This window comes from Aestuariibacter salexigens DSM 15300 (genome assembly GCF_000429145.1).
Taxonomy (GTDB): Bacteria; Pseudomonadota; Gammaproteobacteria; order Enterobacterales; family Alteromonadaceae; genus Aestuariibacter; species Aestuariibacter salexigens.
This window is the reverse complement of the sequence record NZ_AUBH01000001.1, coordinates 251,470-263,545: the sequence shown is the minus strand read 5'-3', so window position 1 is coordinate 263,545 and position 12,076 is coordinate 251,470. Positions and strand designations below refer to the sequence as shown.

At 47.6% G+C, this 12,076-nt stretch carries 16 protein-coding genes and 1 tRNA gene; 8 read left to right on the top strand and 9 right to left on the bottom strand.

Annotated elements, in window-relative coordinates; translation table 11 throughout:
- Positions 1-28 precede the first annotated feature (28 nt).
- Together G441_RS0101250 and G441_RS0101245 are read right to left on the bottom strand one after the other, a co-directional pair.
- Positions 29-928 (bottom strand): sensor domain-containing diguanylate cyclase, encoded by a 900-nt coding sequence (locus G441_RS0101250; protein ID WP_026374672.1) that lies wholly within the window; start codon positions 926-928, stop codon positions 29-31.
- Between the two features lie 75 nt (positions 929-1,003).
- Positions 1,004-1,741, bottom strand: coding sequence for a glucosaminidase domain-containing protein (locus G441_RS0101245; RefSeq protein ID WP_034474075.1), 738 nt, complete (start codon positions 1,739-1,741; stop codon positions 1,004-1,006).
- 249 nt (positions 1,742-1,990) lie between these two features.
- Here G441_RS0101245 and G441_RS19100 point away from each other — a divergent pair, with 249 nt between their 5' ends.
- A complete protein-coding gene (locus tag G441_RS19100; protein ID WP_051275242.1) occupies positions 1,991-2,920 on the top strand; it encodes a cyclic nucleotide-binding domain-containing protein in 930 nt (309 codons plus the stop codon).
- Positions 2,921-2,988: 68 nt separating this feature from the next.
- Entirely contained in the window at positions 2,989-3,120 is a 132-nt protein-coding gene (locus G441_RS19990) for a hypothetical protein (protein WP_276201935.1), read from the top strand.
- Positions 3,121-3,150: 30 nt separating this feature from the next.
- On the opposite strand, the gene G441_RS0101230 is transcribed toward G441_RS19990, so the two are convergent.
- The 4 genes from G441_RS0101230 to G441_RS0101215 all read right to left on the bottom strand — a co-directional run bounded on the left by G441_RS0101230 (position 3,151) and on the right by G441_RS0101215 (position 5,568).
- Positions 3,151-3,227: transfer RNA gene (locus G441_RS0101230), tRNA-Val, on the bottom strand.
- Between the two features lie 249 nt (positions 3,228-3,476).
- The gene (locus G441_RS0101225; protein WP_026374670.1) at positions 3,477-4,049 is read right to left on the bottom strand and encodes an aspartyl/asparaginyl beta-hydroxylase domain-containing protein; all 573 of its coding nucleotides are present in this window, start codon (positions 4,047-4,049) and stop codon (positions 3,477-3,479) included.
- A gap of 9 nt (positions 4,050-4,058) precedes the next feature.
- Complete coding sequence (locus tag G441_RS0101220) at positions 4,059-5,132, bottom strand: patatin-like phospholipase family protein (protein ID WP_026374669.1); 1,074 nt, start codon at positions 5,130-5,132, stop codon at positions 4,059-4,061.
- Between the two features lie 64 nt (positions 5,133-5,196).
- Positions 5,197-5,568: a VOC family protein gene (locus G441_RS0101215; protein WP_026374668.1), complete on the bottom strand. Its 372-nt coding sequence runs from the start codon at positions 5,566-5,568 to the stop codon at positions 5,197-5,199.
- Positions 5,569-5,838: 270 nt separating this feature from the next.
- Here G441_RS0101215 and G441_RS0101210 point away from each other — a divergent pair, with 270 nt between their 5' ends.
- The 6 genes from G441_RS0101210 to G441_RS19455 all read left to right on the top strand — a co-directional run bounded on the left by G441_RS0101210 (position 5,839) and on the right by G441_RS19455 (position 9,071).
- Complete coding sequence (locus tag G441_RS0101210; protein WP_026374667.1) at positions 5,839-6,222, top strand: ACT domain-containing protein; 384 nt, start codon at positions 5,839-5,841, stop codon at positions 6,220-6,222.
- Entirely contained in the window at positions 6,209-6,712 is a 504-nt protein-coding gene (locus G441_RS0101205) for a PTS sugar transporter subunit IIA (RefSeq protein ID WP_051275241.1), read from the top strand. The genes G441_RS0101210 and G441_RS0101205 overlap by 14 nt, the downstream gene beginning before the upstream one ends.
- Positions 6,713-6,785: 73 nt before the next feature.
- Positions 6,786-7,130, top strand: coding sequence for an ArsC family reductase (locus tag G441_RS0101200; RefSeq protein ID WP_026374665.1), 345 nt, complete (start codon positions 6,786-6,788; stop codon positions 7,128-7,130).
- Positions 7,127-8,257: a succinyl-diaminopimelate desuccinylase gene (gene dapE, locus G441_RS0101195; RefSeq protein WP_026374664.1), complete on the top strand. Its 1,131-nt coding sequence runs from the start codon at positions 7,127-7,129 to the stop codon at positions 8,255-8,257. Before G441_RS0101200 ends, dapE begins: the two co-directional genes overlap by 4 nt.
- The gene (locus G441_RS0101190; protein ID WP_026374663.1) at positions 8,254-8,931 is read left to right on the top strand and encodes a M15 family metallopeptidase; all 678 of its coding nucleotides are present in this window, start codon (positions 8,254-8,256) and stop codon (positions 8,929-8,931) included. Before dapE ends, G441_RS0101190 begins: the two co-directional genes overlap by 4 nt.
- Positions 8,928-9,071, top strand: coding sequence for a DUF2897 family protein (locus G441_RS19455; protein ID WP_084407231.1), 144 nt, complete (start codon positions 8,928-8,930; stop codon positions 9,069-9,071). The genes G441_RS0101190 and G441_RS19455 overlap by 4 nt, the downstream gene beginning before the upstream one ends.
- On the opposite strand, the gene G441_RS0101180 is transcribed toward G441_RS19455, so the two are convergent.
- From G441_RS0101180 to G441_RS0101170, 3 genes are read right to left on the bottom strand one after another with little or no spacing between them, the layout of a single operon-like run.
- Positions 9,068-9,478: an HIT domain-containing protein gene (locus G441_RS0101180; RefSeq protein ID WP_026374662.1), complete on the bottom strand. Its 411-nt coding sequence runs from the start codon at positions 9,476-9,478 to the stop codon at positions 9,068-9,070. The two genes, G441_RS19455 and G441_RS0101180, sit on opposite strands and share 4 nt — an antisense overlap.
- A 14-nt stretch (positions 9,479-9,492) precedes the next feature.
- On the bottom strand, positions 9,493-10,524 hold the full coding sequence (gene astE / locus G441_RS0101175; protein WP_026374661.1) for a succinylglutamate desuccinylase: 1,032 nt from the start codon (positions 10,522-10,524) through the stop codon (positions 9,493-9,495).
- A gap of 56 nt (positions 10,525-10,580) precedes the next feature.
- Positions 10,581-11,894: a putative bifunctional diguanylate cyclase/phosphodiesterase gene (locus tag G441_RS0101170; protein ID WP_026374660.1), complete on the bottom strand. Its 1,314-nt coding sequence runs from the start codon at positions 11,892-11,894 to the stop codon at positions 10,581-10,583.
- Between the last annotated feature and the right edge of the window lie 182 nt (positions 11,895-12,076).

Below are 12,076 nucleotides of genomic sequence, written 5' to 3'. Positions count from 1 at the left end.
TGCGTGACCCTTCCCTGAAAGATGAGCTCTATGATGTAGCCACACGATCTTTACCTTGTTGTTTTGCCTTGTATAACAGCTCATCAGCTCGACGCAGCGTATCTTCGAATGATGCGTCCTGTTGCGTAAACGCCGTGACGCCGATACTCAGTGTTGCAGGCTCGCTGTGGATTTCTCCGTCAATATTATGATGTCGAAATGCATGATTAAGCCGCTCTGCAAACTGTGTGGCTTGTTGATAATCCAGATTAGGCAGTACGATCACAAACTCATCACCACCGTAGCGATAGGCAAAGTCGGTTTCTCTCAGTGTTTCACTGCAAATTCTGGAAAACGCCACAATCACTTCATCTCCGGCCTGATGTCCTAGCGTATCGTTGACTTGTTTCAGGTTATCCATGTCGAGCATCAACACGGAAGTCGGCGTCCCGTAGCGTGTAAAGCTGGCAAACTGTGCGGCAAGATCCTGCTCGAGCTTTCGGCGATTGAACAAACCTGTGAGTTGGTCAGTATCGCTAAGATACCGTAACGATACTTCCATTTTGTGTCGCTCTGTTATGTTACTGGCCACCCATAATACTACACGCTCATCCGCCACCGTATAATCCAGAGGCTGAATGCGCCCCTCAAACCATATTGGCTCATCTGGCCCTACGTCAGGCAGGCCGATAATATCTTTATTACTTAACTCATATTCGACGATCGTCATGCCACCTGCACTAAGCGCCTGTGCAATTTTGTCAATAAACCATTGTGCCTTGTCAGCTTTGAGGATTTCAGGGATACGTTTACCAATCAGCGAGGTACCTTCATGGTAATAGCGGATATCACGACCACCGAAGACGTTTACGTATTGTCCACTCTCGGACAGAATAAAGGCAGGGTCAGGGAGGGCGTCAAGAATCGCCCTCATGTGCTCTATGTTCATATCGAAGTACCCACTACAACATCAAAACAGTAGCAAATACGCAGACAGATTTACAAATTTAAATAACCGTTTTGGTTACGACGCAGTGTCAAACCGCGTGAGTTCATTAAAACGGATCATCGCCCTCAGCTCTTCACCGTATTCCTCGCCACGTTCTGAGTACTTGTTCAGGCCATGACTTAACTCAATCCCGGTAATCTGAGCATCACGCATGCGCAGACTTTCTCTTATTTCACGCAGTGGACGATAAGCATCGTGACCATTAAGATTCAACATATAACTTTTTACTGAGTCACTGGGCGATCTGAAGTCTGCGACCTCATGTGTTTTATTTGCATCACGATTATTAGGCACAATGCCGCAGCCTTTTTCAAAACACCATTGCCCAAAAAAGTTATTGCCCTGTTTAGCAAACCTTGACGTTCCCCAAGCACTTTCATTTGCAGCCTGGGCAAGTGCCAGCGATGCAGGGATAACATCTACCCGACGCAACAGTAAATCACACAGCGATTCATTTTTAAGGTCACTGTCATCAACACGATATTTCTCCGCCAGCGGGCTTAAAGCAGATTCCTCTCCTGTTGCATCGCAGGTCTCCACCACGGTCGCCCTGTCACTGCGAATCTCTTCGTTGATTTCATTTACGATAGGGTGAAAGTAACTGAAGAATGCTTCTTTACGCTCTGGGCCTGCCTCGTACTGGGAAAAATCCGGCGCACTCTCGCGTGCAAAGAAAAGAAAATACACTACAGCAACGACCGCTACCGTCGCGATAGCGCTGTATAACATTTTACCGTTTTGCTTATTAATCATAACGTTCCGTTTTTTGCTAGATCACTAATAGTCTACACAAAAATGAGTCAATTAGATCGCAATACAAACAGTGCTTCACTTGTATAACCGCGCGAAGACGAACCTGGTGGATAAAATCCTTCCAAGTTAAAACAATTCATCTATGCTCTATTAACAGGTGATGCGACATAAAATGCAGACTAGCGGGTAATACTTGGGGTTCGCGTCAAGCGCATTGAAACGAAAACAACGTAGGACAAGGAAGAAAACATGGGTATTAAAATAAAAATAGCGCAGCAACCTGAAGAAATTGATGGCGTATTTAAAGCCAGATATACCGTATTTTCAGAGCAGGAGGGAAAATTTCCCGCTACGCCAGAACGGCGAATTTATGATCGCTTTGATGCATTACCTACCACAAGAAACATTGCCGCGGTAGTGGATGGTGAGGTTGTAGGAGGCATGCGTATCACAGAAATGTCCGCTGCAGGACTTCCGTCAGATACGTATTATGATTTCAGTCACCTTTTACCTGAGAATAAGAGCCTTATTGCAAGCGCCAGCATGTTTTGCCTGCATAATGATTATCGTTCAATGCGCAAAATTGCCTTCATGATTTTATGCATGTCTTGCTATTGGGGTATAAAGCGTGGCATTACTCATGTTGTGGCGCCTATAAACCCTGATATTGCGCCTATTATCAAGATGGTCGGCTTTGAGCAGGTTGGTGATATTTTTACCCATGAACGCAGCGGAATGGCAATTTGCCCCATGATGCTGGATATGGCGAACATGCAAGATCGCTTCCTCGAATATGCCAAACAACAAAAGATGGATGAATGGCTGGAAAACTTTGATAGAGAATTCTTCAAAGCCGGAGAGAAAATCATCAACAATGGTGAGAACGCGGACTGTGCATACATTCTCGTTGATGGCAAAGCAAGAGTATCGGTGGCCAAAGGTGAAGATAATCATGACGTCTTCATTACCGAGATAGGCAGAGGTGAATTATTCGGTGAACTTGCGCTGCTCATGGAGAGCCCTCGAACTGCTGATGTGACAGCAGTCACTGACTGCGATTTAATGGTAATCGACAGAGCCACCTTCCAATCGCAGATACTGAGCAATCCGAAATATCTTCAAACTGCATTGGCGATACTTGGTAAGCGTTTGACTAACATGACAAATTTATTGAGTTAATAAGGTGCGGGTTACGCTCCCTGCAATGAAATTGTTCATCGCGGTTTGCGTGGTGTGTGACAACGGTTATGACATATGAAGTACCAGAGCTGGCAGTCGACGTTTATCTGGCGGAAAATAAGCAATCTGACCATACAGATATTGCCAGATTAGTATCAGCTTTTAACAAAGTGAAATCCCTAGGGGAATATAAAACCTGATTTACAGGAAATTAAGCTGGGATCAGTGGATGGTGCGTCTACCCTGACTCGAACAGGGGACCTCTACCATGTCAAGGTAGCGCTCTAACCAACTGAGCTATAGACGCATATGTAGAATGTTTTTTCATTTCCGTCCATGGTGCTTATTTCCAGCCCAAGCGTCCTGCCTGGTCGTAAAACCCTTTCGGCGTGACGTTAAGTCACCCCTCTTGAGCGGTGCTCACCGGGTTTTGCCCAACTGAGCTATAGACGCATTCCGTAGAAGCGGCGCGTATATTAGCTATCACAATACCATTCTGCAAGCGCTTTTTGATAGCCATTTACTGAGTGCAGAAAATTTGTGCATAACCGCACTGCTAGTGAATCTCGCCTTGCTCTATCTTGGCCTTAAGCCAGTCATTTACCCGACAATCAATCACCAGATGGACTCTGTCTGTATCGCTGTGGTTACTGACACGGTGAGGTTGACTGGCGTCGATATACCACACCTGCCCTGCACGCATGTCAATCCGTTTGCCAGCGACATAGAATTCAATTGCGTCAGTGGTTTGAATAGGAATATGTAATCGCGCCTCACCGAACTGATAGCCCAATTCCGGATCCGAATGTTCTTTTATGACTGAGCCTGAATTTAGTTTGAGTAGCCTTGCTGACATCAGTTCACACTGAAAACAGTCCAGCACATCATTAAAATAGTGACAGCGTTTTAAATGCTCCGTCTCCATCCAATGCTGCTGACCTGGATTGGCTGCCAACTGCAAAATGGGATGTTGCGCGCCTTCAGGCGCACGCAGAGCGATCCCCTCCCACATGCCGTCATAGTCAGTACGATTAACATGAGGTGTCCAACAGCCCGGATCGAGCAGACCAAGATCTGCAGTAAGACGCTGGGGATTAAAGTGCAGTTCAAGCCTGGAAGCGGCAAGCATTAGGTGTCATCACTCAGTTAAAAAAGGCAGTGGTTTAACATGGTTGGCAAGTAGCTCTGACTGCCATAAGTCCATAAACGCCTCACCCAATCGGTCTGTCTCAATCAGCACTTTCTGCCAGTATGCTATGCGCGTTTTTGCGTCCATGGTTTCAAAGTCTTTCCTATCGGGAATTTTGTTATAAGGCAACGAGGTAACAAATTGTTGTGAAGGTACTACCATCACCACATTGTCATAGCTACTATGGTGTGGATTACGTGATTTTAGCGATTTATCAAACCAGCCTGGGCTGGGAAAGGCGTAGAAATGCGGATACAGGGTCAATCCCGACCGCGGCCCCAATTTCACGTCAAAATGGTAATCAACAATACCACCATCCCGATACATGCCCGATGGTGCACCAGCAATATTCTCAACGCCCTCGAGCACCACGGGAATTGACCCTGATGCCATCAGTGCATCAGTCAAATTATCTCGACTGAGGTCAACGCGAAAAGACGGTAAATCATAGGGGTCGTGCAACTCGAGCGACGAGTGCGGGCTGGCAAATATCGCCCTTTCATACAATCTAGCGAGACTCTTTCTTGACACTAAATTGGCCGTCGCACTCGCGATTAATCCGGCCAGTTGAATCGATTTACGCTCGCTTTTTCCCAATCCTTTGCAGCGTGCAACAATAAAGTGCGCTCTGACCAGCGGGTTTGCGATGATCTCATCCACGCCTTTGTCACCCAGCAGATAATCTAATAGGTCACGTCCTTTCTCTGTGATCTCACGCGCCGTGGGTTTGTCTGAATACGTGGTTTGTGAGTAACGCTCAGCCAGTCTGTTTATTGCCGCCCGTGGATCAGACTGCGCGAAACAGGCTGCTCTGAAAGCGCCCGCAGAAGAGCCAACTACGTCTATTGGCGTTTTTCGTTGCTTAAAAAACTCCGGAAAGATAACGCGGTCAAGGCCAGCCAGCACAAACCACTTCGGACCACCCGATGCGCCCAGAAAATAATCAAACAACTCAGGGTGAAACCCTTCCTCTCGGATGCGGGCTAATGCCGATGGCCCCGCATAAATATCCAGCACGTGCAACGCTGACAGACTCCTTTTACTAATGTGGTCAGTACTTTACCAGTTGCGTGTGGTTTTGTAATCATCAGGGCTGATACAGGGCGCACACTGCACCAGCTGGATCTTTAATAATCACATAACGACTATCACCTATGCTCTTTACCTCGGTGACTATCTTACCGCCTTGAGCAGTAGCAGCCTGCATGCTGTCATCCAGGTTTTCGACCACAAAGTATGGCAGCCAGTACGAGGGTAAATCGCCGTTTGGCCCCCGCTTGTGGCATATCCCTGCGATGTCTTCACCGTCGTGATTTTGCATCGAGTAATCCGCATACTCGCCCATGTTGACCGGCTTTGGGTGCCACCCGACCACGTCCTGATAAAAATCTCTGATGCTATCTGCCTCATCTACGGTTAAATCTAACCAGCCCACTGCACCGACATGCATACTCGCCATGTTCTCTCTCCACATATTTTGTTCGACATAAACAAGCCTAGCAGCAATATGAACAGTTTCCGCACAGTTGAATAAAATGACCAAATAACAGTAAGTTATGCACACATTCAGGATTAACCAACAATGTTATCCACAGATTCAGTGGATAACCTGCTTTGTGATGTGTAAAAGCTTGACTACCACTATGCAATACGCACAATGAATAAATACACAAGGATGCGAATTGCATCCTCATTCACTGGCTGTTGATGCAGTAATGACGGGACCATAATGAGTAAACAAACTTTGGCAGTGCTGCCGCAAACGTTTTGCATACACAGCCTGGATGTAGACCAGCCTATTCCCGCAGAAATACTGCAGTCACCACTGTATTTTGTCGGCAAAACCCATGATGAGCTTTCCGTAGTGGCACCACAGGACATCAATGTTTCTTCAGCCAATGAAACTGACCACGACTGGCGCGTGCTCGAAGTGCTGGGGCCATTGCAGCTGTCCATGGTCGGTATCATGGCCGAGATAGCGTCCGTACTGGCCGACGCCAATGTAAGTATTTTTGTCGTTTCAACCTTCGAGACTGACTTTTTCCTGGTAAAGACACAGGACCTGGCGAACGCTACCCAGGCATTGCATCAAAACGGCTATGATGTCGTTTAACGTCGTTACCGATACCCCTCCAGCGACGTTTAGACAACGGGTAGATATCGTAAGTCCTCTCTCAGGCAGATTGATACCGTTAGATGACATGCCATGCCCGGCTTTTCAGGCCCGCTTGCTGGGTGACGGCGTCGCATTTCAACCAGCAGGCAGTCTTGTGCACAGCCCCTTTGATGCCATCGTCGAGTGGCTTCCGGCTACTGCTCATCAAATAAGACTTCGCTGCAAAAATGGCTTGCGTCTGCTTATCCAGATAGGCACTGATTCACATATTATGATGGGCGTGGGCTTTCGTCATAAAGTAAAGCAAGGTCAAAAAGTTGCTGCGGGAGAGGTGTTGTTGGAATTCGATTTGCCTAAATTGAAAAGTGAACTGCCCTCCCTTCACAGCGCATTAACCATTATTAATTGCGAACGTATAAAAGCCATTGTGCATAGCCGCAATCAGGTAATCGCTATGGATGATATCGCGATGACCTTATACCTGTGATGAAGGTCTTATCATCTGATATGCTTTAACGCTGTATTTAACTCAATGTAATGACGTAAAGGAAAATCATTTCGTGATCACGCTGTACGGAATTTCAAACTGCGACACTATAAAAAAAGCGCGCAACTGGCTTCAGGCTGAGAACATTTACTTTAAGTTTCATGATTATAGAAAAGACGGCATCAGTCAGGACATGTTGGAACAGTTCGAGTCTCAGCTCGGCTGGGAAAGTCTGCTCAATAAACGAGGCACGACATTCAGGCAGTTATCTGATGAGCAGAAACAAGGGTTAAACAGAGAACGGGCGATCGCGCTGATGTTGGCCCATCCTGCAATGATTAAACGCCCGGTGCTCGTCAAGCATGACACCTGTCATCTGGGATTTAAGCCGGACCAATATCAAGCCATATTCTCATGAGCAGCGACGTCCTAACCCTCGCCCAGCAGTTAATTGAAAGACCCTCCGTCACCCCCGAGGATGCAGGGTGTCAACAGCTTATGGCGGAGTGGTTACATAAAAGCGGATTTCATATCGAATCAATGGTGTTTGAAGACACCACTAATATGTGGGCTCGGCGCAACAATGAAGGACCGGTGTTTTGTTTTGCCGGACACACTGACGTTGTGCCGCCCGGCGATGAGCGTCACTGGCACACTCCCCCGTTTACACCAACGATCAAAGATGGCGTCTTATACGGTCGTGGGGCAGCCGATATGAAGGGCAGCCTGGCAGCCATGCTGGTGGCAACCCGAAACTTTGTGAGCAAACATCCTGAGCACCGCGGCAGCATCGCCTTTCTTATCACCAGTGACGAGGAAGGACCATTTATTAACGGCACAACCCGAGTGATCGACACACTGGAAGCCAGAAAGGAGAAGATCACCTGGTGTGTGGTCGGTGAGCCTTCCAGCACGGAATTTGTCGGTGATGTTGTTAAAAATGGCCGTCGTGGTTCACTAACCGGCGATCTCGTGGTCAGGGGTGTTCAAGGGCATGTGGCCTATCCCCACCTGGCCAAAAACCCGGTTCACCTGGCCGCTGCAGCACTGGATGAATTAGCCAGATCGCATTGGGATGACGGAAACGCCTTTTTCCCGCCAACCAGTTTTCAGATTTCCAATATTCATGCTGGTACTGGTGCAGGGAATGTGATCCCCGGCGAATTGCATGTGTGTTTCAATTTTCGGTTTAGCACCGAAGTCACTGACCAACAGCTGATCCAGCGCGTTGAGCAGATCCTCAACAAACACAATTTGGACTACAGCATAAAGTGGACATTTAACGGTCAGCCGTTTCTTACCGACAGCGGCGAGCTGGTGGCCGCCACACAGCAGGCCATTCAATATTACACCGGGCGGGATACCACCCTTTCAACTGCCGGTGGGACCTCTGACGGTCGCTTCATTGCCCCAACTGGCGCTCAGGTGGTCGAACTGGGACCGGTTAACGCGTCAATTCACAAGGTCAATGAACATGTGCGTATCGCCGATCTTGAAGAGCTTGCACTAATATACGAACGCATTATGGAAAACCTGCTGACATGATAACGACGGCACAGTGGCTGGGGCAATCTGAAACACACCTTAGCGAATGTCAGGATGGCCATTATCTACACACTGACGTATGTGACGCGTTTAAACGTATGCAACATGCCGCACGCGAGTCTCAGGTGGGACTGAATATTACCAGTGGCTTTCGCGGCTTTGAGCGACAGCTTTTAATTTGGAATAGCAAATGGCGCGGTGACAGACCACTTTACGATCGTCAGGGTAAGCGGCTCGATGCCAACGCGCTCAGTGATACCGAAAAACTGTTCAGTATTCTGATATGGTCTGCGCTGCCCGGCGGTAGTCGCCACCATTGGGGCACCGATTTGGATGTCTATGATAAGAAATCGGTCGACGACAGTGGTCATGATTTTGAATTGATCACACAGGAATATGAGCCGGGTGGCCCCTGCTACGATTTATCTGTGTGGCTTGATGAACATGCCGAACGCTTTGGGTTTTACCGTCCTTATGCACAGGAAACCGGTGGCGTATCTCCTGAGCCTTGGCACATCAGCTATCGACCACTGGCCGGTGAAATCCTCGCTGCAGTGAACATTGAAGACATTTTTTCGGCAATTAACGAAGCAGATATTCTCGGTAAACACGTGATCCTGGATAACCTTGATAAGATTTACCGCACTTTTATTCTGAACGGAGAAACGGCGTGAGTACTGGCTGGATTGTATTTTTAGTTGTGCTGGCGTTTGGCATTATTATTGGCAACATCATGCTGCTAAAACACAGCAACCGCTTTTCTGTGCCAAAAGACTTTAAAAAACGGGAATATGACGACGATAATGACCGTTAATCTGGGTTAAACGCCAACTTCAGCTTGTCTAACGTCGCGGCTAGTTCATCCTCTGCGTATGGCGTAACAGGATGTTGACCCCACACCGGTGCAGGCCAGGCCGGATCATGATGAAATCTTGCAATATGATGAACATGGCATTGCGCCACCACATTCCCCAACGCCGCCACATTTAATTTGTCAGGTGAATAAAGTGACTGTAACACCCTGCTCGCCTGAGCAGATTCACGCCACAAGGTTTGTTGCTGCTGTTCGGTCAGGTCAATAATTTCCGCTATATCAGCCACACGCGGCACCAGAATAAGCCATGGGTACTGACAATCGTTCATCAATAACACACGACACAGTGAAAGGTCACAGACGTGAAGACAATCGTTCTGCAATCGCTGATCGAGTGTAAATGCCATGAATATGCTTCCTTCTAATCCAGTGTCGTTGGCAGAACAGTCAAGAGTGCGCGTTGACCAATTGCCACTTTAGCGTTGGGAAACACAATTGCCTCACCATCCTGCTCAGCGATGTAGCGACAGCCTGATTCTTCAGCCAGTAACGTTCCTTTCTTAAAATCGGTGAAATTAGGCACATCATCGGCGAAATTAAGCCTAAAATCTTCTTCATTCCTGTTTATGACTTGATTCACCCGATAAATCAAAAAGTCTTCATTACGGTATTCGCCAAGTGAGAGCTGTTCGCCACTGACCAGTTTACGGAGGCTGTCTCTGGCCTGAGCAAAACGGCTCATGTCATTCTGACCAAACGGACGTACTTTACCCAACTCGACAGTGAAACCATGTGCGTTAAACTGACGGGCTGAATAATAGCTGTAGGTCGTCGTGGGTGATTCGGATAACAAAATGGTCGTCACGCCGCAGGCTTTAAGAAATAGCAACTGTTGTTTGTTATGGGGTTTGCCGTGCGTGAACGGATAGACGGCAAACTTCTCATTTTTTGAATCACGGATCGCGGTATGCAAATCATAGTGTGCGCGGTGTCTTTCAGATGCAGGCGCAGCGGTAAAGAACTCGGCAACGCTCTGCTCAAGCAATTTTGCGCGCTTGCGCTCTTCGTTTATCAACCCGGGGCCTTGTGAGTGTGCACCACTGAATAAGCGGTTCATATTTTCTTCTACAAACCGTTCACCAATATCCATCGCCGACAGGTTGCCAAACTGCACCAAAAACCGATGCTGACACGCCAGGCGCTCAGTGAGTAAATCAGTTACCAATTCGTCACAGATTTCTATTGGAGCGGTTTCATTGCCATGTACGCCACAGGACAAAACGATATCTTTATCACCAGGCTGAGCTGGCTCAAAACATATAATCCCCGGCGCACTGATCGTCACGCGAGTGTTATTGGTCAAGGAAAACGTCAGAGGAGTAGTAAAATGTTGTGGTGCAGTTCGGGATAGATGAAGAAAATTCGCTGCGCCGTCTTGTAGTTGCTGATACATGATCACATTGAGATTGTTAAAAACCGCGCTATGGTAACGCAGCTGTGCTCAACACGCTAACCTGCTCGTGTATCCAGAGCTTTGGAACGGCCAATCGCCAGTTCACTTTGTGCCAGTTGAATAAATGCGTCTTTCGGTACGGCACGGGAAAATAGATAGCCTTGCCCTGTATTAATGCCTAATTCCCGCAACGTATGAAGCTGTTGCATGGTTTCGATGCCTTCTGCAACCACCTCACAGTCGAGTGATTTACCAATCACCTGTGCCGCCTGGATAATGGCTGCATTTACCGGATTATTCTCAAGCTCCATCACAAAGGTTTTATCGATTTTTAGCGTATCTATGGTCATGTCACGAATGTACGCCAGGTTTGAATAGCCCTTACCGAAATCGTCTATAGCAATTGCGGTGCCCATTGCCCTCGCCATGGCCAGCTGCTTTTTCACCATCAGAGAATTTGACAACGCAACGTCTTCGGTCAATTCCAATTGCAGACGTTTCATGTCGACATTATATGCGTTACTTAACTCAATCAGTGTCGACGCAAACTTGATATCGTAGAGCTGTGTGGGCGACATATTCACCGACACCAGCATGTCCAGTCCCTGCGCTTTAAAGTCAGCAGCGCTTTTGATCGCCTGCTCTAAGGTCCAGTAGCCCAGCTCATTCATCATGTTGTAAGACTCTGCGGCCTCAATCAGTGCGCCAGGAAATAACACGCCATCAAGCGGATGATTCCAGCGCAGCAAACATTCAGCGCCTTGCACTTTCAACGTCTGCAAATCCACTTTGGGCTGAAAATACAGTTCCAGCTCATCATTGGCGAATGCCCGTTTCAAGTCTGCTTTGAGTGTTAATGAGCGGCTGGTGTCTGATTTTTCCAGCAGGCTTAACAATTGGAAGTTTTCGTACTTGTTTTCTTTGGCCTGCTTTAATGCAGCTTCGGCTCGGGAAATGAGCAGCGTGGTATCGTGATTGCGTTTTGTGTTGGTCACCGCCCCAACGTTAAAGTCGGCGATGAAGGCGTGATCGGCATGAAAAATTGGTGTTTTAAAATGCTCGATCAGATGTGTGTAATGGTGGTGTAGCTGGCGCTGCGTATGTCGTCCAAACAATACCAGACCAAACACATCTCCACTGACTCTGCCTAGCAGTGCATCATCACCAAAAAGCTCAGCAATGCGGTTGGCAATCTGCAACAGAATAGTATCACCGGCCGCGTGACCAAAGCTGGTAGACACATCGGAAAACCTTACGACATCAATCAGCATTAATGAAAGTTCGCGATGCTCACCAACTGCGTTGTCAATGACATCGAGGAACGCATAGCGATTGGGGATAGTCGCAAGAGATTGATGGTTCGGCTTCATCGAGGACAGCACTACCTCATTTCTATTAATAACAGCATTGTAAACAGTAAATGACCAGCGTTGACATTCCCAATAAGTATTAACTTATTGTGCATGGTATGAATTACCTTACGGGGGATAGCGGTCTTTAGCTCACAAAATAATCAAAAGCCCGCACATGTAGTGCGGGCCAGAAAGTGCGG

Bases quoted from the DNA above. Each gene is read 5' to 3' on its own strand.
- G441_RS0101210 (WP_026374667.1), top strand. From the start codon at position 5,839: ATGAGTAAACAAACTTTGGCAGTGCTGCCGCAAACGTTTTGCATACAC.
- G441_RS19990 (WP_276201935.1), top strand. From the start codon at position 2,989: ATGACATATGAAGTACCAGAGCTGGCAGTCGACGTTTATCTGGCGGAA.
- G441_RS0101250 (WP_026374672.1), bottom strand. From the start codon at position 928: ATGAACATAGAGCACATGAGGGCGATTCTTGACGCCCTCCCTGACCCT.
- G441_RS0101190 (WP_026374663.1), top strand. From the start codon at position 8,254: ATGATAACGACGGCACAGTGGCTGGGGCAATCTGAAACACACCTTAGC.
- dapE (WP_026374664.1), top strand. From the start codon at position 7,127: ATGAGCAGCGACGTCCTAACCCTCGCCCAGCAGTTAATTGAAAGACCC.
- G441_RS0101180 (WP_026374662.1), bottom strand. From the start codon at position 9,478: ATGGCATTTACACTCGATCAGCGATTGCAGAACGATTGTCTTCACGTC.
- G441_RS0101225 (WP_026374670.1), bottom strand. From the start codon at position 4,049: ATGCTTGCCGCTTCCAGGCTTGAACTGCACTTTAATCCCCAGCGTCTT.
- G441_RS0101245 (WP_034474075.1), bottom strand. From the start codon at position 1,741: ATGATTAATAAGCAAAACGGTAAAATGTTATACAGCGCTATCGCGACG.
- G441_RS0101215 (WP_026374668.1), bottom strand. From the start codon at position 5,568: ATGGCGAGTATGCATGTCGGTGCAGTGGGCTGGTTAGATTTAACCGTA.
- G441_RS0101205 (WP_051275241.1), top strand. From the start codon at position 6,209: ATGATGTCGTTTAACGTCGTTACCGATACCCCTCCAGCGACGTTTAGA.
- G441_RS0101170 (WP_026374660.1), bottom strand. From the start codon at position 11,894: ATGAAGCCGAACCATCAATCTCTTGCGACTATCCCCAATCGCTATGCG.
- G441_RS19100 (WP_051275242.1), top strand. From the start codon at position 1,991: ATGGGTATTAAAATAAAAATAGCGCAGCAACCTGAAGAAATTGATGGC.
- astE (WP_026374661.1), bottom strand. From the start codon at position 10,524: ATGTATCAGCAACTACAAGACGGCGCAGCGAATTTTCTTCATCTATCC.